Origin of the sequence: Winogradskyella vincentii (assembly GCF_020166345.1) — a bacterium.
Taxonomy (GTDB): Bacteria; Bacteroidota; Bacteroidia; order Flavobacteriales; family Flavobacteriaceae; genus Winogradskyella; species Winogradskyella vincentii.
In genome coordinates this window covers 331,179-350,674 of record NZ_JAIUJS010000002.1, presented here as the reverse complement: position 1 = coordinate 350,674, position 19,496 = coordinate 331,179, and the positions used below count along the sequence as shown (strand labels likewise).

The 19,496-nt window shown below is 33.8% G+C and carries 18 protein-coding genes; 14 read left to right on the top strand and 4 right to left on the bottom strand.

The features are described 5' to 3' along the window. Positions 1 to 95: 95 nt before the first annotated feature. Positions 96 to 1,463: a leucine-rich repeat domain-containing protein gene (locus LBV24_RS04790; RefSeq protein WP_224477450.1), complete on the top strand. Its 1,368-nt coding sequence runs from the start codon at positions 96 to 98 to the stop codon at positions 1,461 to 1,463. A 4-nt stretch (positions 1,464 to 1,467) separates the two neighbouring features. Here the strand turns inward: LBV24_RS04790 and LBV24_RS04785 are convergent, their stop codons facing one another. Then, entirely contained in the window at positions 1,468 to 2,799 is a 1,332-nt protein-coding gene (locus LBV24_RS04785) for an aspartate kinase (protein WP_224477449.1), read from the bottom strand. A 102-nt stretch (positions 2,800 to 2,901) separates the two neighbouring features. Here LBV24_RS04785 and LBV24_RS04780 point away from each other — a divergent pair, with 102 nt between their 5' ends. Beyond that, entirely contained in the window at positions 2,902 to 3,555 is a 654-nt protein-coding gene (locus LBV24_RS04780) for a hypothetical protein (RefSeq protein WP_224477448.1), read from the top strand. Here the strand turns inward: LBV24_RS04780 and brnQ are convergent. Beyond that, a complete protein-coding gene (brnQ, locus tag LBV24_RS04775) occupies positions 3,533 to 4,816 on the bottom strand; it encodes a branched-chain amino acid transport system II carrier protein (protein ID WP_224477447.1) in 1,284 nt (427 codons plus the stop codon). The genes LBV24_RS04780 and brnQ overlap by 23 nt on opposite strands. After that, the gene (locus tag LBV24_RS04770) at positions 4,816 to 6,369 is read right to left on the bottom strand and encodes a serine hydrolase (RefSeq protein WP_224477446.1); all 1,554 of its coding nucleotides are present in this window, start codon (positions 6,367 to 6,369) and stop codon (positions 4,816 to 4,818) included. Before LBV24_RS04770 ends, brnQ begins: the two co-directional genes overlap by 1 nt. Before the next feature lie 93 nt (positions 6,370 to 6,462). On the opposite strand from LBV24_RS04770, the gene LBV24_RS04765 reads away from it, so the two are divergent. After that, the gene (locus LBV24_RS04765) at positions 6,463 to 7,239 is read left to right on the top strand and encodes an alpha/beta fold hydrolase (RefSeq protein ID WP_224477445.1); all 777 of its coding nucleotides are present in this window, start codon (positions 6,463 to 6,465) and stop codon (positions 7,237 to 7,239) included. Positions 7,240 to 7,646: 407 nt separating this feature from the next. Further along, positions 7,647 to 7,877 carry a hypothetical protein gene (locus LBV24_RS04755; RefSeq protein ID WP_224477443.1) on the top strand — a complete coding sequence of 77 codons (231 nt, stop codon included), beginning with the start codon at positions 7,647 to 7,649 and terminating at the stop codon, positions 7,875 to 7,877. On the opposite strand, the gene thiL is transcribed toward LBV24_RS04755, so the two are convergent. Further along, positions 7,867 to 8,913, bottom strand: coding sequence for a thiamine-phosphate kinase (gene thiL / locus LBV24_RS04750; RefSeq protein ID WP_224477442.1), 1,047 nt, complete (start codon positions 8,911 to 8,913; stop codon positions 7,867 to 7,869). The two genes, LBV24_RS04755 and thiL, sit on opposite strands and share 11 nt — an antisense overlap. Before the next feature lie 106 nt (positions 8,914 to 9,019). On the opposite strand from thiL, the gene LBV24_RS04745 reads away from it, so the two are divergent. From LBV24_RS04745 to LBV24_RS04700, 10 genes are all read left to right on the top strand, one after another. Further along, positions 9,020 to 10,273 carry a choice-of-anchor B family protein gene (locus tag LBV24_RS04745; protein ID WP_317196173.1) on the top strand — a complete coding sequence of 418 codons (1,254 nt, stop codon included), beginning with the start codon at positions 9,020 to 9,022 and terminating at the stop codon, positions 10,271 to 10,273. 10 nt (positions 10,274 to 10,283) lie between these two features. After that, the gene (locus tag LBV24_RS04740; protein WP_224477441.1) at positions 10,284 to 11,603 is read left to right on the top strand and encodes a hypothetical protein; all 1,320 of its coding nucleotides are present in this window, start codon (positions 10,284 to 10,286) and stop codon (positions 11,601 to 11,603) included. Next, complete coding sequence (locus tag LBV24_RS04735) at positions 11,603 to 12,364, top strand: MbnP family protein (RefSeq protein WP_224477440.1); 762 nt, start codon at positions 11,603 to 11,605, stop codon at positions 12,362 to 12,364. The genes LBV24_RS04740 and LBV24_RS04735 overlap by 1 nt, the downstream gene beginning before the upstream one ends. Then, positions 12,354 to 13,427 carry a cytochrome-c peroxidase gene (locus tag LBV24_RS04730; RefSeq protein ID WP_224477439.1) on the top strand — a complete coding sequence of 358 codons (1,074 nt, stop codon included), beginning with the start codon at positions 12,354 to 12,356 and terminating at the stop codon, positions 13,425 to 13,427. Before LBV24_RS04735 ends, LBV24_RS04730 begins: the two co-directional genes overlap by 11 nt. Before the next feature lie 463 nt (positions 13,428 to 13,890). Continuing rightward, complete coding sequence (locus LBV24_RS04725) at positions 13,891 to 14,220, top strand: HesB/IscA family protein (protein ID WP_224477438.1); 330 nt, start codon at positions 13,891 to 13,893, stop codon at positions 14,218 to 14,220. Between the two features lie 9 nt (positions 14,221 to 14,229). Beyond that, entirely contained in the window at positions 14,230 to 15,678 is a 1,449-nt protein-coding gene (gene sufB / locus LBV24_RS04720; protein ID WP_224477437.1) for a Fe-S cluster assembly protein SufB, read from the top strand. Between the two features lie 12 nt (positions 15,679 to 15,690). After that, complete coding sequence (locus LBV24_RS04715; RefSeq protein ID WP_224477436.1) at positions 15,691 to 16,104, top strand: hypothetical protein; 414 nt, start codon at positions 15,691 to 15,693, stop codon at positions 16,102 to 16,104. A gap of 5 nt (positions 16,105 to 16,109) precedes the next feature. Next, positions 16,110 to 16,862, top strand: a complete 753-nt coding sequence (gene sufC / locus LBV24_RS04710; protein ID WP_224477435.1) for a Fe-S cluster assembly ATPase SufC — start codon at positions 16,110 to 16,112, stop codon at positions 16,860 to 16,862. Positions 16,863 to 16,872: 10 nt separating this feature from the next. Then, complete coding sequence (gene sufD, locus LBV24_RS04705; protein ID WP_224477434.1) at positions 16,873 to 18,186, top strand: Fe-S cluster assembly protein SufD; 1,314 nt, start codon at positions 16,873 to 16,875, stop codon at positions 18,184 to 18,186. A 21-nt stretch (positions 18,187 to 18,207) separates the two neighbouring features. Beyond that, positions 18,208 to 19,425: an aminotransferase class V-fold PLP-dependent enzyme gene (locus tag LBV24_RS04700; protein WP_224477656.1), complete on the top strand. Its 1,218-nt coding sequence runs from the start codon at positions 18,208 to 18,210 to the stop codon at positions 19,423 to 19,425. The last annotated feature ends 71 nt before the right edge of the window (positions 19,426 to 19,496 follow it).

Here is a 19,496-nt window from a genome sequence, read left to right as displayed (position 1 = left end):
CTAGTTATATTTTTGAAATATAAAATCTTAACACGTCATCAATTGTATCTCAAATCAATTTTAAGTAAATTTAGATTTGATTATGTTCCCATTCAATGAACACGCGTTTTAAAACCTTTAAACTATTACTCATTTTTTGTTTACTTCAATTTTCTTGTGACAAGAATGATGATGGTGATTCTTCATCTAGTTTAGGTAATATTCCCGACCCGGCTTTTGAACAAGCTTTAATCGACCTGGGTTATGATGATGTTTTAGATGGAAAATTATTAAAAACTAATGTCGCCAATGTAACAGAATTGGATATCCCAGATTACAACTTTGACGATACAAGCAACGATATTACCAACTTGAAAGGGATTGAATATTTTACAAATTTAGAAGTACTTAACTGCAGTGGCCAAAGTCTTTCTACATTAGATCTTAGCAACAATTTGAATCTTAAAGAACTAGATTGCAGTTACAGCAGATTTAATAGTCTTTCGAGTTTAAATGTAAGTGAGAATTTAGAATTGGAAATATTAAGGTGTCATGCAAACAACCTTACCTCCATTGATGTAAGTAAAAACACAAAATTAAAGGAGCTTTATACTTATGATAATGGATCATTATCTGGTTTAGATGTAAGTAATAATCCTTTACTAGAAATATTATGGTGCTATAATAATGACATAACTAGTATTGATGTTTCCAACAATCCTGAGCTTGAGAACTTAGATTGTCGGTTTGTAAACCTTTCAAGTATAGATGTCTCAAGCAATCCAAAGCTTAAAAAATTAATGCTTTGGGATACACAGATTTCAAATTTAGATGTGAGTAACAATCCATTGCTCGAACATCTTTTGTGTTTAGGATGTCAATTAACCAATATAGATGTAAATAACAACTTAGCTTTAAAGAGTCTTGGATTGGGTGGTAACCTTTTAAGTTCTTTGGATGTGAGCAACAATACCGCGCTTGAAGGCTTAGCATTTAACAACAATCAAATTAGTACTATTGATATTAGTAACAATCAAAATTTAAACAACTTGTCTGTTGATAATAATCCATTATCAAATCTAGACATTAGCAATAATACCTTATTGACTATTTTACGCTGTGATAATACGTTGATTTCAAATTTAGATTTAAGTAATAACGTGAATTTAGAATTGATGTATTGCAATAATAACACGCAACTATCTAACCTTGATGTGAGTAATAACAACGATTTAATTTGGCTTGAATGTAGCAGTAATAATATGACAAATCTAGAGCTAGGCGACATTAATTCACTGGTTTTCTTAGAAATTGCAAACAATGCATTAACTGTCCTAGATGTCAGCAATCAACCCAATTTAAGCACTCTAGATTGTACATTTAACAATATCACATGTATTCAGGTTAATGAAAATCAATTGGATGCTATCCCAAACAATTGGAATAAAGACGTTTCTGCTGCATATGCCTTAGACTGTAACTAATTAGTTACCCTACCAAATGACGATCATTCTCAAAAATATAGCGTTGTAATTTTTGTAATGTCTCCAATTTATCACTTGTATTCACTAACAAAGAGATGTTGTTGTTGCTTCCACCATAGGCAATCATACGAACGTTTACATCTTGTAATACTTGAAACAATTCTGGTGTGTCAGGATGATAAATTATCTGATTTCCAACTAGGCAAACAATACTCATATAATCATCAACCTCAACAGTTGCAAATTTTTGAAGTTCTTCAACTATTTGCCCTAAATGTGTAATATCATCAATGGTTAGTGATACCGCTATTTCTGAAGTTGTTACCATATCGATTGGCGTCTCATACTTCTCAAATACCTCAAAAACCTTCTTTAAAAAACCATGAGCTAATAGCATCCTTACCGACTTAATTTTTATCGCTGTAATATTATCCTTGGCGGCAATTGCTTTTATCCCTTCACCATGGATTTCATTTGTAATTAAAGTACCATGAGCGTCTGGTGCCATCGTGTTTTTTAATCGTAATGGAATATCAAGATTTCTTACTGGTAAGACAGTAAGAGGATGTAATATTTTTGCTCCAAAATAGGCTAATTCTGCAGCTTCATCATAGGATAGATTTGATAAGGCAGATGTTTCGTTAACATATCTAGGGTCATTGTTATGAAATCCATCAATATCAGTCCAGATTTGAACTTCATTAGCTTCAATTGCTGCTCCGATAATCGTAGCGGTATAATCACTGCCTCCACGTTGTAAATTGGTAATTGCTCCATAAGCATCTAAGCAGATAAACCCTTGTGTAATATATACATCAGCTTTATCTGAAGATTCTATCAAGCGATTTAGATTTTGTTTTATATAAAATAGATCAGGTTCATTATTTCTATCTATTCTCATAAAATCTAATGCTGGTAATAATTGAGCATTTTTCCCTTCCTGCCTTAAAAACCTAGTGAACATATATGTTGAAAGCAATTCGCCATTAGCAAGGATAGTATTATGAAGTTGCAAACAATAGTTTTGATCTACAGCATCTCTCAAGCCTTTGAAAATATGATTAACATATGTTGCAACTTCATTTCGTAATTCAACATTAATTAATAAATCATATACCGTTTCATTATATTTTTCATTTAATAAATCAATCTTTTCTTTAGCTCTTGAGCGTTGCTCATTTTTGATAAGCTCCGAAATTTCGACCAGTGCATTTGTGGTACCAGACATTGCCGAAAGAACCACTATTTTAGTCTGTTCTGAATCTATAATTTTCTTAACATGATTCATGTTAATAACAGATCCTACTGAAGTACCACCAAACTTATAAACCAACATAATTCTAAATTTTATGAAGCAAAAGTATAATGCCCTTCAAAGACAACTAAAAAAATAAAAGAAATAGTTTACTTTTACACAAATTGTTAATTAAATAACAAAATGAAAACAATAGCGTCTTGCGTAGAGGAAATTTTAATCACACAACCCTTTTTAGAAGAAGCTTTATTTAGAGAGATCATTAATTTCTCAGCATTGTCAGAAGAATTGCAGGAACCAATAAGCAAAATGCTAAGGAAACCTGTAAAGACAGGTGCTATTATGATGGCATTAAGACGCTATAATCCACCCAGACATTTGAGACAATCGCAACAACTTAAATTAGTTTTAAAGGAACTTGGAGATATTACTGTTCGTTCTAATTTATTGGATTTTACTTTTCAAAATTCTGCTACTTTAATAGAAAGCCATGCTAAGGTATTGGAAAACCTAAATCCAAAAGCTTTCTATGGTTTTTCTAGAGGAATATATGAGAGCAATATTGTGGTTTCAGAATCGGAAAAACAAATAGTAATTGACAGCTTTAAACAAGAAAATATGATAGGATCTCAAAGCAATCTTTCTGCAATAAGCATCAGATTACCCGAAAATAATTCAAAAATTTCAGGTTTATACTATCAGATTTTTAAGAGATTCGCATGGGAAAATATTTCACTTTATGAAGTAATTTCTACCACAAACGAATTTACCGTCTTGGTAGAAAATCATTTGGTAGATAAAGCATTTTCTGCTATTAAGAGTTTGAATTCTTTTTAAGATTAACTAATACATTTCCAATTATAAATGCAATAATTGCTGGCAATATCCATCCAAGGCTTTGTTCTGCTATAGGTAATTGTTCTGTTATTGGTCTAAGCGAATCCTCAGGCAGGAAATACTTCAGGAAATCTGGAATACTAAAAATAAAAGTTACAATAACTACGATTCTAAATATGGTAGTACCTGCATATCTATCTGGTAAAATATTGAGTAGTATTAGTACAATTGAAATAGGATAAATGAACATTAGTGCTGGCAAAGCAATATCAATGATAAACCCAACTTCATAGCTACCAACAATTATTCCAGTAACACAACATATAATAGCCGTTATTACATATACTTTGCGATTGTTGTTAAACAAGTCCTCAAAAAAATCAGCAATAGATACAGTGATAGCAACGGCAGTTGTAAAACAGGCAAGTCCCACCAAAACACTTACAAATGTTGCACCAATGTTACCTAAAGTCTTCACTGCAAGTCCAAGTAATAAATCCGTTCTACTGACATCACTAGGAAACTCACCATTATAAATTGCACCAATAGATATAAGACCTGCATAAATAATAAATAGACCCAACATTGCTATAAAACCTGATTTAGCAATGATTTTTTTCTTTTCTGAATATGAAAATGTGTTGTTTTTATTCAGGGAAATAATAATCACACCACCCATTACCATACCTGCAAGTGCATCATAAGTTTGGTAGCCCTCTAACAAACCATCTACAAATGGTGTTTCAAATATTGGAGGATTCATACCTGAAGTAGGTGAAACTAAACCTAAAATAATGATTAATAAAACCATTATTACAATTATTGGAGTCAAGTACTTACCCAAAATATTCAGTGCCTTAGAGCGATTAATTACAAAAAGAAAAACTAAGGAGAAATAAACCAGGCTCGTCCAAATTGCAGGTGTGCCCAAAATTGGTGCAATGGCCATTTCGTGGGTTACAGCAGCTGTTCTTGGTGCAGGTAGCGCAACAATAATGAGATACATAACAATACAATAAATCAGACTGAAAAGCGGCGAAACCTTATTGCCAAATGCCAACATGGTACCCTGTAGTTTTGCATGCCCAAAGAGCGATAAAAAAGGAATTATTGTGGTAGTTATTAAAAATCCAGAAGCAACCAACCACCAATCTGGTCCGGAATTATATCCTAGGAGCGGAGGTAGAATTAAATTACCAGCTCCAAAAAAACCTGCGAATAGCGCAAAACCGAAAAGAAAAACTCGTTTTGTATTGTTCATTAATCTGTTTTTACGAGTTCTAAATCATGAAAATCGAAACTAAAATCAGTTATTGGCGCAATGTATTTCATGGATGCCGAAACTGCCTTGCCGTTTTCGTTAAAAGCGAACTGAACAAAAACATCTGCATCATAACTTCTATCGTTCCATTTTGCAATAAAGGTGGTTGCATTATATGGTAATAGTTCACCGAATAATCTTGGTGATCGTATACATTTTATTTCATAACCTTGTCCGTCATGACTAATTACAATATCACCAAACCAATCATCTGTATAAGTCCCAACTATTTGATCTGGTTTTGGAAGAATAGGACTCGCTTTAATTTTATCAACTTTTAAATACACCTCAGCTTTAATACTATCATTGTATTTTAAATATTTTGCATTTCGCTCTCCGTACATCTTTAACCAGTTTCTATCTTCATATCCTAAATATGAATCTTTAATTGTATTGGTAATAGTATTGAAAGCTGATCCATTCATTTGGTTAGTAAGTACTACAATTGCCAAATCTAAGTCTGGTATCATAGTAAACTGAGTTACTGTACCTATTAGACCACCAGTATGATAGACTTGTTTAAAACCACCTTTTACATCTGTAACAAACCAACCCAATCCATAGCCTCTAAAATTAGAATTATACCAATCTCCTGGTCTTACTTTGAGCGGCGTTTGTAATTGCCACAATTCATGAAATTGTTCTTTGCTTAACAAGCGCTCACCTTCTTCTGTTACAGCATCATTCATTAAGAACTTTGCCCAAGTAAGCATATCATCTACATTACTAACAATACCACCTGCAGCATTTGCGGTTTCGCTCCAATCATGCGGAATCTGAATCACTTTGCCATCAGCTCTAGTATGCGCATCAATAATATTTGATCTATCCGAAACTCGATTATAAGAGGCTTTACTATTGGTCATGCCAACAGGTCTCATGATTTTTTGTTCAATAAATTCTTCCCAGGTGAGGCCACTGATACGTTTTAATACTTCTCCTGCTATAATGAACATATTGTTGTTATAGGCAAGCTTGCTTCTAAAAGAACTTTCGGGCTCTAGATATCTTACATTGTTTATAATATCATTAACCGTGAAATCATTCCCTTCTGGAAAAAACATTAAATCTCCAGCTCCCAGTCCCATACCACTTCTATGCGTTACCAAATCCCTAACAGTAAAATTTTCAGTCACCCACGAATCGTGTAACTGAAACTCTGGAATATGTTTTCTAACAGGATCTTCCCAATTCAATTTTCCCTCATCAATCATCATCGCCAATGCAAAACATGTAAATCCTTTACTGTTGGAAGCAACACCTGCTAAAGTGTTATCATTCATATTTCCATTCTTAGTCAAGGATCTTACACCACGACCTCTTGCATAGACAACTTCACCATCTTTTAATATCCCTACTGAAATCCCAGGAACTTCAAAAGTTTTAAGTGTTTCATCAATTAATTGATCCAATTGAGCTTCTTGTAGCTGGGCATTTAAAGAAAAGCTAATAGGGATAACTAATAGCAGTAATGAGAGTTTTAAAAATTTCATTGAAGATTGATTTGGTTTGAAATCTCTCAAATATAACAAAATTGTATAGGATTGGTAATATATAAATTGATAGCAAAATCTATCTTTGCCTTAATGATTTTACATTATAAAAATAGCGAGATACATTTTAATGTTAAAGGTGAGGGTAAACCTTTGTTACTACTGCATGGTTTTCTTGAAAGTAAAGAAATGTGGGAGAAATTGATGCCTCTATTTTCTGCAAAGAGTAAAGTAATTTCTATTGATTTATTGGGTCATGGAAAAACAGACTCAATAGGTTACATACACACAATGGAAGATATGGCCAGATGCGTTTTTGCTGTTTTAAAACATTTAAAAGTTAAAAGTGTAAAAGTTATTGGTCACTCCATGGGTGGTTATGTGGCACTTGCGTTGGCAGATCTTTACCCCAATCTTGTTTCAGATTTATGTTTGATGAATTCCACCTTTGAAGATGATTCTGAAGAGAGAAAAAAACTAAGGCTTCGAGCAGTAGAAATGGCACGCACAAATTATGAACGATTAGTAAGAACTTCATTCACTAGTCTTTTTGCACCTGAGAGCAAAGAGAGATTCAAGTCTAAATATAATGATGCTCTAAAAGTAGCTCTAAAAACTCCTGTTCAAGGATATATTGCTGCTCAACGAGGTATGGCTCAGCGCAATCGCAGATTAACTGTTTTTAAAGATATACAGGGTAAAAAGGAAATACTAATTGGTAAAAAAGACAATCTTGTTAATTCTGAAGCTTTATCTAAATTAATCAAAAACACACCTATTGAATTGGTTGAATTATCTGAAGGACATATGAGCCATATTGAAAATAAATCAGATTTATCTTACTTTTTATTACGTTTTATCGAAAAATAACACGTTTTAGCGTTTTTATGTTGTTTTTTTATCTAAGTTTATTGTCCCAAATCAAATAATGAAATATAAAACAAATCTACCATGACGCCTACCAAACTTTATTGTGATTTTTTTGGTCATAATTACCAACTATCTAAAAAGGTTACAAACCACGTAAAAGAGTATACATGTAAATGTTGTAAAAAACAATTGACAACGGATAGTAACGGCAAATTAATTGAACTTACTCCAAAATATCAAGATATAAATTCTGAGTTAGAGCGGATCTATTCGAGCAGATTAATGCGTTTAAAGCAAAAAACACTCAGTTCATCGATTTATTAATTGTTAATAACCTGTGAATAACTAGTTTTTATATATTTAGGTCTCCCTAATAAACCTTAATCCTCTAAAAGACTACTAGTTAAATGAAAAACGTTTACTGCTCATTATTTGGCCATGATTACGAAGTGTCAAAAAACGTGACTTACCACGTCAAAGAATATAAGTGTAAGCACTGTAAATCTGAAATGACAATTGATGGTAACGGAAAGTTTATTCCATTAACTCCTAAATTCAAAGAAATCAATTCTGTTTTAAATCGTATTCATACGAAGCGATTAGAACGAAGTCAAAAAATATTTATGGTTAGCTCGTAAGGGCATTCCATCCTTTTGCAATAATTGGAATTTTTTGTTCAGCTCTCGTAACCAAATGCATTCCATTACTTTCATCTGTGATATATCCAATCACTGTTAAATTTGGGTTTCCTTTTATTTTGGGATAGTCTTCTTGAGAAATTGTCATAAGCAATTCATAATCCTCTCCTCCATTTAAAGCAATAGTAGTACTATCAATATCAAACTCCTCACAAGTTGAAATAACCTGTGGGTCTAATGGGATCTTATTTTCATAAAGATCAACACCAACTTTACTTTGTTTACACAGGTGAATTATTTCAGACGAAAGACCATCGCTTATATCAATCATACTAGTTGGTTTTACCTCAAGCTTGTTTAATAATTCTACGATGTCTTTTCTTGCTTCTGGTTTTAATTGGCGCTCAACAATATAAGTATACATGGATAAGTCTGGTTGATTATTTGGATTAACCTTAAAAACCTCTTTCTCACGTTCCAATACCTGAAGTCCCATATAGGCACCTCCAATATCTCCAGTAACTACCAAAAGGTCATTTGGTTTAGCACCAGACCTCAATACTTCATTACCTTTTTCTACTTCTCCTATTGCAGTCACAGATATAATTAATCCAGATGTTGATGTGGTTGTATCACCACCAACTACATCAATGTTATAGATTTTTGCTGCAGTTTCAATCCCAGCATACAACTCTTCTAAAGCTTCAACAGGGAATCTGTTGGAAACGGCAATAGATACTGTTATTTGTTTGGCAATTGCATTCATTGCATATACATCCGAAAGATTTACAATCACTGCCTTATATCCTAGATGCTTCAATGGCACATAGCTCAAATCAAAATGAACACCCTCAACCAACAAATCAGTTGTAACAACAATCTGTTTATTCTTAAAACTTAAAACAGCAGCATCATCTCCAATTCCTTTTATTGTAGATTTTTGAGTTATACTAAAGTTTTGAGTAAGGTGTTCAATTAATTTAAATTCTCCTAATTCACTTAATTGCGTACGCTGTGGATTCTTATCTTCTAACATATTGCAAAAATATTATGTTTTTTAAATACGTTAGGTATTTATGTCAATAATTAAGATGTTATTTCAAACAAATGTAAAATTTACTGTAAATTGCTAAAAAAAGATTATGAAACGCTCCATAAAAATCACGACTAGCATGCTAGTTGTTTTAACCTTAACATTTAATTTATTTAGTTGTTCAGATGATGACACATCTTCTGATAATCCAATAAATTTTACTCCTCAATTCCCTTGTGAAAATGGTTTTGCAAATGGGCATCCATGCAATGGGATTGATTTAATGAGTCAAATTCCTGTTGAAGAACTCGGTGGCGATGGTGCAGAAGGAAATGATTCTTGGGGTTGGACAGACCCTGAGACTGGAAAAGAATATGCTTTAGTTGGGACAACTACAAGTGCTGCCTTTGTAGATATTTCAGACCCGACCCAACCTATATATTTAGGCAGAATTCCTACAGAAACCGTAAACAGTATTTGGCGCGATATAAAAGTTTATAATAATTATGCATTCATTGTAGCTGATTTTACTTCTAGTGTTCCTTTAGCAGACAGGCAACATGGCATGCAGGTATTTGACCTAACGAGACTGCGAAATGTTACTAACCCACCTGAAATCTTTTCTCCAGATGTTATATATAACGGCTTTGGTAAAGCCCATAATATTGTAATCAATGAAGAAACTGGCTTTGCATATGCTGTAGGTACTGAGACATTTTCTGGTGGTCCACATTTTGTGAACATTCAAAACCCATTAAATCCTGTTTCAGCTGGTGGCTATGCAGATGATGCTTATTCTCATGATGCTCAAGTAGTAACATACAATGGGCCAGATGGCGACTATACTGGAAGGGAAATATTAATTGGCAGTAACGTTAATGAAGTAGTTCTAGTAGATGTAACTGACAAGAATGCACCTAACCAAATTTCAACGATTAATTATAGTAACATTGGTTATACGCATCAAGGTTGGTTTACTGAAGACATGACTTACTTCTTGTTAGGTGACGAAGTGGATGAAATTAATTTTGGTGTAAATACCAGAACAGTAGTTTTTGATTTTACTGATTTAGACAATCCTACATTTCATATGGACTATTTTGGTCCAACAGGAGCAATTGACCACAATGGTTATGTGGTAGGTGACAATTTCTACATTGCAAATTACTCGGCTGGCTTAAGAATAGTTGATATTTCTAATATTGCATCAGGTGTAATGACAGAATCTGCTTTTTTTGACACCTTCATCCCTAATGATAATACAGCTTTTAATGGCGCTTGGAATATCTATCCATACTTTGAAAGTGGCAATATCATAATAAGTGATATTGAAGGCGGACTATTTGTGGTAAAACCAGATTAAAATTATGAAATTGGGTAAGCTAAAATACTTGCTTGGTTTTTGCCTTCTCTTTAATTGTTCTGACGACGGTCCATCTTCATTTCCGAATAATTTTGAAGTTGTGGTTGAAACTTTAGGCGGCTCTAATAACGATAGTGCTCAGTCAGTAACAGCTACAGTTGATGGAGGGTATATCATTTTGGGATACACACAAAGTAATGATGGTGACATAACCGATAAACAAGATACTAGTTTTGATTTCTGGGTGATTAAATATAGCTCGCAAAACACTGTTGAATGGCAAAAAACTTATGGCGGTTCTGGTGACGATAGAGGCAATAGTATTGTTCAAACCCAAGATGGAGGGTATGCGATTTTAGGATTCAGTTTTAGTGAAGATGGTGACGTTACCAATAATGAAGGGCTTCAAGATTTCTGGTTACTCCGTTTAGATGCTTCTGGCAACCTAATTTGGCAAAATTCATTTGGTTTTGAAGGTTCAGATTCCGGCATTTCTTTAATTGAAACAAGCGATCTAGGATTTTTACTCTCTGGTATTATAGATATCTCTGCATCTGGAGGCCAAGGTGCAACCAACCGCAACGATAATAGACATGCAGGCGGAGATTATTGGTTGATTAAGGTTAATCAATTAGGAGAAATTGAATGGAGCAATTTCTATGGTGGAAATTTTACCGATACACCTTTCGGAATTATACAAAAAGATAATAATGGCTTTTTGGTTGTTGGAAGTTCCGATAGTAGCGATACTGATATTTCTAATAATAAAGGCACTTACGATTTTTGGGTATTAGACATCTCACCTGAAGGTGCGCTTCTTAATGAAAAATCCCTAGGTGGAACACAAATAGATGAAGGTAGATCAATCATTGCTTCAGGAGATGGCAATTTTTTAATTACTGGTGATACCAGAAGTGATGATGTTGACGTTTCAAACAATAAAGGTGGCGCAGATTTATGGTTGGTAAAGATTACTCCTCAAGGCGAACTGATATGGGAAAAGTCTATTGGAGGTTCAAATTTTGATGTCGCCAGATCAATTAAATCTTCTCAAGATGGTAATTTTATTCTGTCTGGAAGTTCTCGTAGTGATGATTTTGATGTTAACAACAATAAAGGTCAAAATGATGCTTGGGTTTTAAAAATTAATGCAAATGGCGAAGTTCTCTGGGAAACAACCATTGGTGGTTCAAATATTGATTTTACATATGATATTGCAGAATTAAATAACGGTTCAATAATAGCGGTTGGTGATACCTCTAGCATTGATGGAGACATAATTGTTAATAAAGGATTTTCTGATTTGCTTTTAATAAAAATAGAGGATTAATGAAAAAAAAATTGGCTTTACTTGGTCTTGTAGTACTGGTATTGTATTCCTGTGGAGAGGACAATGATGATAACCAGGAACCTCAAGTCTTTACTACTTTTGAGTTTACCCATAATTGGGATGGTGCCCTAATTACCAGCATTAATTTCAATGCAATTCAATATACTAATGAAAATGGTGATTTATTAAGCATCGAACGATTAAGGTATGTTGTGTCAGATATTATTTTTTCAAATGAAGAAAGAACTTTTGAATTAGACATTTACAATCTAATTGATGTTACAAATAATGATATGAGTTTTACACCTCAAGAGTCTATTCCAACTGGCACATATAATGTGTCATTTACTTTTGGATTGGATAATGAAGATAACTCTGAAAATTTGATTGACCTAAATTCTGAATCTTTCAATGTTCCTGATAATTTAGGTGGAGGTTACCACTACATGCAATTAGATGGAAAGTTTATAAACTCCAGTATGGAAGAACAAGGATACAACTACCATGCTATAAGAGCAGTGGAGAATCCAGGTCCAAATCCAACGTTTCCTCAAGATACGTTTTTTAATGTTGATTTAGGGAATATTGTTATAAACGACAACGTTGAGGTTGAGGTAGAAATGAATATTGCAGAATGGTTTAAGACCCCTAATCTTTGGGATTTAAATGAATTGAATCAAATGCTTATGCCAAATGCTTCCGCACAGATTCTTATGTATCAAAATGGTCAAAATGTATTTAGATTAGGTGATGTTAACTAATAAAGGAACGCGACATATCATTTTCTTTTTCGGGCTCTTAATTCTAAATTATAATTGTTCGAGCGATGATAGTACTCATGTACCAAAATTGCAACCATTAGTAATTCCTGAAATATTTTCAGATAATATTATTGATCCAATAATCCCATCTGATAACCCTCAGACCACAGAAGGAATTGCCTTGGGTAAAAGATTATTCTTTGACAATATTCTGTCGGCCAATGGAACAAAATCTTGTGCATCTTGTCATTCTCCTCAAAGTGCATTTACGGATAATGCACCAACAAGTGTAGGCATTGACGGAATTGCCGGAACACGTAATTCTATGCCTCTTTTTAATATGGCTTGGAACTATAATGAACGGTTTAATTGGGATGGCAAGGCGTTAAGTCTAGAGTCACAAGCAATCGAACCAGTTGAAAATCCAATTGAACTTCATAGTGATTGGGACAATGTTGTGGCAAGATTACAAGCTCATCCAGATTACCCTGAGTTATTTGATCTAGCGTTTAATACTTCTACAATAACAAAAGAGCTTACGACCAAGGCCATTGCACAATTTGAAAGAACATTGATTTCTGCCAATTCAAAATTTGATAACTACTTGCGAGATCAAGCAGTTTTATCACCACAAGAAATCAATGGATTAGACATTTTTCTGCGTGAAGATAAGGGTGATTGCTTTCATTGTCATGGAAACCCTAATAATCCTTTGTGGACCGATAATGATTTTCACAACAATGGTTTAGATAGTCAATTTACTGATTTAGGACTTGGCGCAGTTACTGGTGACCCTTCAGACAATGGTAAATTTAGATCGCCTTCACTTCGTAATTTAGCCTATTCTGCCCCATATATGCATGACGGCAGATTTTCAACATTAGAGGAAGTTATTAATCATTACAGTGAAGGACTTCAGAACTCTCCAACAATTGATCCATTAATGAAAAAAGTTGATGAAGGTGGTGTACAATTAACAGACCAAGAAAAAGCAGATTTGAAGGCGTTTTTACTCACATTAACCGACCCTTCTTTTATTGCCAATCCGGATTTTCAGAATTAATTTTTAAGGGTTTTTCTAAATATTTAGTGTATTTCATCGAAAAATTAGGTATTTCAACTGTTCTAAAGTCAGTTTTTCACTAAATTGTCTGTCCCCAAAGAAACTAACATTATGAAAACCTACCCTAATTCAGCGCTACCATGCGCAGTTTTTGGTCATAATTACATTAAAACTAAAAGTAATAATGACCAAACCTCCGAACTAACTTGTAACCACTGCGGAATAGTAGTAAATACAGACACCAAAGGAAATTTTGAACACATTAGTAGTCCCAACACTCACATTAAAACGGTATTAAGAAAATTGTATCATTTAAGACTACAATCCGTTAAGGCAAAATTATCCGCATAGCTCATAGTCAAATCCTATGAAATCATATGCTAATATAATGTTAGCAGTTATGGTTTAAGCCTTGTTATATCGTATATTTGCATTCAATTTAGAACGAATCTAGTTAAACGATATGATTAAAGTTTCTGAACAAGCGAAGAAAAAAGTCATGGAACTTATGACTGATGACGGCTATAACCCAGATACTGATTTCATCAGAGTTGGTGTTAAAAGTGGTGGATGCTCTGGGCTTTCTTATGATCTTAAATTTGATAAAGAACATGCCCAAGACGATAAGATTTTTGAAGACAATGGTATCAAAATCATAGTTGACAAGAAGAGCTTTCTTTACTTAATTGGAACCACCCTAGAATATTCTGGAGGACTTAACGGAACTGGCTTTGTTTTTAATAATCCTAATGCCAACCGCACATGTGGATGTGGAGAATCATTTTCACTTTAAAAAATACTAATGAGTAAATATACTGAAGACGATTTAAGAGAGGAATTAAAAACCAAAGAGTATGAATATGGTTTTTACACAGATATTGAATCTGAAACATTCCCGAAAGGTTTAAATGAAGATATTGTAAAAGCAATATCCAAGAAAAAGGAAGAGCCAGAGTGGATGACAGAGTGGAGACTTGAAGCTTTTAAAGTATGGAAAGAAATGACTGAGCCAGACTGGGCAAATGTTCATTACGAAAAACCAGATTTTCAAGCCATCTCATATTATTCTGCTCCAAACAGCAAACCTAAGTATGATAGCCTAGATGAAGTAGACCCTGAACTTTTAGCAACTTTTGAGAAATTAGGAATTTCCCTAGATGAGCAAAAGAAATTAGCTGGTGTTGCAATGGATGTTGTAGTAGATTCTGTGTCTGTAGCCACAACATTTAAAAAGACATTGGCAGAAAAGGGTATCATATTCATGAGTATTTCTGAAGCCATTCAGGAGCATCCGGAATTGGTGAGAAAATATATAGGTACAGTTGTACCTAAAAAAGATAATTTCTATGCTGCATTAAACAGTGCTGTTTTTAGTGATGGTTCATTTTGCTATATTCCGAAAGGTGTTAAATGCCCAATGGAATTGTCTACTTATTTTAGAATAAATCAGGCTGGGACTGGTCAATTTGAAAGAACTTTGGTGATTGCAGATGAAGGTAGCTATGTAAGTTATTTAGAAGGTTGTACGGCTCCAAGTAGAGACGAAAACCAACTTCATGCAGCCGTTGTGGAATTGATTGCACTTGATGACGCGGAGATAAAATACTCAACTGTTCAAAACTGGTTCCCTGGAAATGCTGAAGGTAAAGGTGGTGTGTACAATTTTGTTACAAAACGTGGATTGTGCGAAAAGAATGCTAAAATTTCTTGGACCCAAGTTGAGACAGGAAGTGCCGTAACTTGGAAATATCCTTCTTGTATATTAAAAGGAGACAACTCAGTAGGTGAATTTTATTCAATTGCCGTAACAAACAATTATCAACAAGCAGATACTGGAACAAAAATGATTCACCTTGGTGATAATACAAAATCAACCATTATTTCTAAGGGTATTTCTGCAGGTAAGTCACAAAATTCGTATCGTGGATTAGTTCAAATAAGCCCTAGAGCAAATAATGCTCGTAATTTCTCACAATGTGATAGTTTACTAATGGGTAATGAGTGTGGTGCACATACCTTCCCGTATATCGAAGCAAAAAACAAATCGGCACAAATAGAACACGAAGCTACTACAAGTAAAATTGGTGAAGATCAGATTTTCTATTGTAACCAAAGAGGAATTGATACAGAAAAGGCAATAGCTCTTATTGTCAATGGTTTTAGTAAAGAAGTTCTGAACAAACTGCCTATGGAATTTGCTGTAGAGGCTCAGAAATTATTAGAAATTAGTTTAGAAGGATCAGTAGGTTAATACATTATAATGATGAAAAAAATTGTATGCATTCTAATTGCGATAATCAGTTTTTCAAGTTGTAAAAACGATGCTAAGCAAAATGTAAATCTTGAGGAAAATAGAGCAAAATCATACGATGCAAATGATGGTTTTATTACAATGAAAGGTGATTTTGTGTACGATGCAAATAAAAATGCAGCGGTATTTCAATCCGGAAATGACATTTATGGCGTAATCGTAGACGATAATATGAAGGCCTTAAATGAAAAGGTAAAACCATTTAAAGAAGATGAATATACCTCTGTGCCAGTTACGGTAAGAGTTAAAAGAATTGAAAATTCAAATGAGGCCAGCCTCTGGAAATATAATCTTGAAATAAAAGAAATTTTAAAGGTGGAAACACCTGACCCAAATAAAGACGACGTTATAAAACTAGCAAATTAAAGACAATGTTAAAAATAAAGAATTTACATGCGAGTGTAGAAGATAAGGCAATCTTAAAAGGTATAGATCTACATGTAAGACCAGGTGAAGTACATGCTATTATGGGGCCAAATGGTTCAGGAAAAAGTACTTTGGCATCAGTAATAGCTGGTAAAGAAGAATATGAAGTAGATGAGGGTGAAATCATTTTAGATGGAGAAAATATTGACGAACTTGGACCTGAAGAGCGTGCTCATAAAGGAGTGTTTATGTCGTTTCAATATCCTGTTGAAATTCCCGGAGTTAGTGTTACGAACTTTATTAAAACAGCGATTAACGAGACACGTAAGGCGCAAGGTTTAGAGGATATGCCAGCAAATGAAATGCTAAAGCTTATAAGAGAAAAATCTGAGCTTTTAGACATTGATCGTAAGTTCTTATCGCGCTCGCTAAACGAAGGTTTTTCTGGTGGTGAGAAAAAGCGTAATGAAATTTTTCAAATGGCAATGCTAGAGCCAAAATTGGCCATTTTAGATGAAACTGATTCTGGTTTAGATATTGATGCGCTAAGAATTGTAGCTAATGGTGTAAATAAGCTTAAGTCTGAGGACAATGCTGTTATTGTTATAACACATTACCAAAGATTGTTAGACTATATAGTACCGGATTTTGTACATGTTTTGCATAACGGTAGAATTGTGAAAACAGGAACAAAAGATTTAGCTCACGAATTAGAAGCTAAAGGTTATGACTGGGTTAAGGAAGAAGTAAACGCTTAATATTAAGCAAATGGAATTAAAAGAAAAATTAGTATCCTCATTCATGGCATTTGAAAATATGGTAGACATAGATTCACCAGTACATGATATTAGGACTGAAGCTATAAAGACTTTCGAAGTTGAAGGTTTCCCAACGAAGCGACAAGAAGCTTGGAAATACACCTCATTAAATTCGGTTTTAAAGCACGATTATAGTGTTTTCCCAAAGCATGAAAAAGCTCTTGAATTCAAGGATGTAAAGAAGTATTTTCTTCATGAAATTGATTCTTATAAAATCATCTTTATTGATGGAAAATACTCATCACACTTGTCTCAAACGACACATGATGGAATTGATGTTTGTTTAATGTCTTCTGCACTTACAAAGCCAAAGTATCGTTTAATCATTGAGAATTATTTCAATAAAATAGCATCTAAAGATGGTTTATCTTCTTTAAATACGGCGTTTTCGGCAGAAGGAGCTTACATCCATATTCCAAAAAACAAGTTGGTAGAAAAACCTATTCAAATATTACATTTTTCTACTGGTAATGAATCTGCTTTAATGCTTCAACCGCGTAATTTAGTTGTGGTAGATGAGAATTCTCATGTTCAAATTATTGAGCGTCATCAAAGCTTAACAGATAATCCAATTTTAACAAATAGTGTAACTGAGATTTTTGCCAATAAAAGAGCAATTGTAGATTACTACAAGATTCAAAATGATAGATCTACAGCATCATTGATTGATAATACGTTTATAAATCAAAAGCAAGAAAGTATTGCTAAAGTTCATACGTTTTCATTTGGTGGTAAACTAACACGAAATAATTTAAACTATTATCAAAACGGTGAGCGTATTGACTCTACCATGAAGGGAATAACCATTATTGGAGATAAACAACATGTAGATCATAATACACTTGTTCACCATATTGAACCAAACTGTGAGAGTCATCAAGACTATAAGGGTATTTTTGATGATAGCGCTACTGGTGTTTTTAATGGTAAGGTTGTAGTGGAGAAAGAAGCGCAAAAAACTAATGCATTTCAAGCTAACAACAATGTTTTAATTAGCGATAAAGCCAGTATTAACACAAAACCTCAACTAGAAATTTTTGCTGATGATGTAAAATGTTCGCATGGTTGTACCATTGGTCAATTAGATGAAAGCGCAATGTTTTATCTTAGATCTAGAGGTATTCCTGAAAAGGAAGCCAAAGCATTATTGATGTTTGCTTTTAGTAATAATGTACTTGACTCAGTAAAAATTCCTGTACTTAAAAATCGCATAACTAGAATTATAGCCAACAAACTGGGTGTTGACATCGGTTTTGACCTTTAAATAAAGTTGTTAGGAGAAGAAATGGTATTTGATGTTGAGAGCATAAGAAAAGATTTCCCAATTCTTAATAGAAAGGTTAACGGCAAACCATTAGTTTATTTAGATAATGCAGCGACCTCTCAAACACCTCAGCAGGTGATTGACGTTATTGTAGATTACTATTCTAACTACAACGCAAATATTCATCGAGGTGTACATGCCTTAAGTCAAGAAGCGACTGACGCCTATGAGAATGCACGTAGGACAATTCAATCGCATTTCAATGCTAAACATCCTCATGAGATAATTTTCACTTCGGGCACAACCCACAGTATCAATATGGTCGCAAATGGGTTTGCTTCACTATTAAAAAAAGGAGATGAAATTATCGTTTCTGCCTTAGAACATCATAGTAACATCGTACCATGGCAAATGCTCTGTGAAAAAACAGGGGCTACGCTAAAGGTAATTCCTATGAGTTCAGAGGGGGAGCTAATAATTTCAGAATATGATAAGCTTCTTAATGAAAACACAAAGTTGGTCTTTGTGAATCATATTTCTAATGCATTAGGCACAATTAACCCAATAGAAAACATTATTGATAAAGCACATAATGTTGGAGCGGCCGTTTTAATTGATGGTGCGCAAGCATGTCCACATTTAAAGCCAGATGTTCAGAAATTAAATGTAGATTTTTATGTGTGTTCTGCTCACAAAATTTGTGGACCTACTGGAATTGGTATGTTATATGGAAAAGAAGAATGGCTTCAAAAATTACCGCCTTATCAAGGTGGTGGCGAAATGATAGCTGAAGTCTCCTTTGACAAAACCACCTATGCAGATTTACCTCATAAATTTGAGGCTGGTACGCCAAACGTATGTGGCGGAATTGCTTTTGGTGCAGCCATAGATTATATGAATACTATTGGATTCGGAACCATAGCACAATATGAGGATGAACTTTTAGAATATGCTACCAATGAATTGCTTCAAATTCAAGAGTTAAAAATTTATGGCACTTCAGCTAATAAAACTTCTGTAATTTCATTTAATGTAGGTAACATTCACCCATATGATTTAGGCACTCTACTTGACAAAATGGGTATTGCTGTCCGCACTGGGCATCATTGTGCACAACCAATTATGGACTTTTATAAAATTCCAGGTACTGTCCGTGCATCATTTATGTTCTACAATACAAAAGAAGAAATTGACTTATTTATTTCTGCACTTAAAAAGTCAATTATGATGCTATCATAACTATTTAATTTTTAGATTATTATCCCATAAAACCATATACTCGGTAACATTCTGATATTTTGCAGTTTATC

What these genes read in the sequence shown, in the direction of transcription:
- LBV24_RS04735 (WP_224477440.1), top strand. Translation starts at nt 11,603, where the DNA reads ATGAAAAAAAAATTGGCTTTACTTGGTCTTGTAGTACTGGTATTGTAT.
- sufC (WP_224477435.1), top strand. Translation starts at nt 16,110, where the DNA reads ATGTTAAAAATAAAGAATTTACATGCGAGTGTAGAAGATAAGGCAATC.
- LBV24_RS04745 (WP_317196173.1), top strand. Translation starts at nt 9,020, where the DNA reads ATGAAACGCTCCATAAAAATCACGACTAGCATGCTAGTTGTTTTAACC.
- LBV24_RS04725 (WP_224477438.1), top strand. Translation starts at nt 13,891, where the DNA reads ATGATTAAAGTTTCTGAACAAGCGAAGAAAAAAGTCATGGAACTTATG.
- LBV24_RS04790 (WP_224477450.1), top strand. Translation starts at nt 96, where the DNA reads ATGAACACGCGTTTTAAAACCTTTAAACTATTACTCATTTTTTGTTTA.
- LBV24_RS04765 (WP_224477445.1), top strand. Translation starts at nt 6,463, where the DNA reads ATGATTTTACATTATAAAAATAGCGAGATACATTTTAATGTTAAAGGT.
- LBV24_RS04715 (WP_224477436.1), top strand. Translation starts at nt 15,691, where the DNA reads ATGAAAAAAATTGTATGCATTCTAATTGCGATAATCAGTTTTTCAAGT.
- LBV24_RS04730 (WP_224477439.1), top strand. Translation starts at nt 12,354, where the DNA reads ATGTTAACTAATAAAGGAACGCGACATATCATTTTCTTTTTCGGGCTC.
- LBV24_RS04755 (WP_224477443.1), top strand. Translation starts at nt 7,647, where the DNA reads ATGAAAAACGTTTACTGCTCATTATTTGGCCATGATTACGAAGTGTCA.
- LBV24_RS04780 (WP_224477448.1), top strand. Translation starts at nt 2,902, where the DNA reads ATGAAAACAATAGCGTCTTGCGTAGAGGAAATTTTAATCACACAACCC.
- LBV24_RS04770 (WP_224477446.1), bottom strand. Translation starts at nt 6,369, where the DNA reads ATGAAATTTTTAAAACTCTCATTACTGCTATTAGTTATCCCTATTAGC.
- LBV24_RS04700 (WP_224477656.1), top strand. Translation starts at nt 18,208, where the DNA reads ATGGTATTTGATGTTGAGAGCATAAGAAAAGATTTCCCAATTCTTAAT.
- LBV24_RS04785 (WP_224477449.1), bottom strand. Translation starts at nt 2,799, where the DNA reads ATGTTGGTTTATAAGTTTGGTGGTACTTCAGTAGGATCTGTTATTAAC.
- sufB (WP_224477437.1), top strand. Translation starts at nt 14,230, where the DNA reads ATGAGTAAATATACTGAAGACGATTTAAGAGAGGAATTAAAAACCAAA.
- thiL (WP_224477442.1), bottom strand. Translation starts at nt 8,913, where the DNA reads ATGTTAGAAGATAAGAATCCACAGCGTACGCAATTAAGTGAATTAGGA.
- brnQ (WP_224477447.1), bottom strand. Translation starts at nt 4,816, where the DNA reads ATGAACAATACAAAACGAGTTTTTCTTTTCGGTTTTGCGCTATTCGCA.
- sufD (WP_224477434.1), top strand. Translation starts at nt 16,873, where the DNA reads ATGGAATTAAAAGAAAAATTAGTATCCTCATTCATGGCATTTGAAAAT.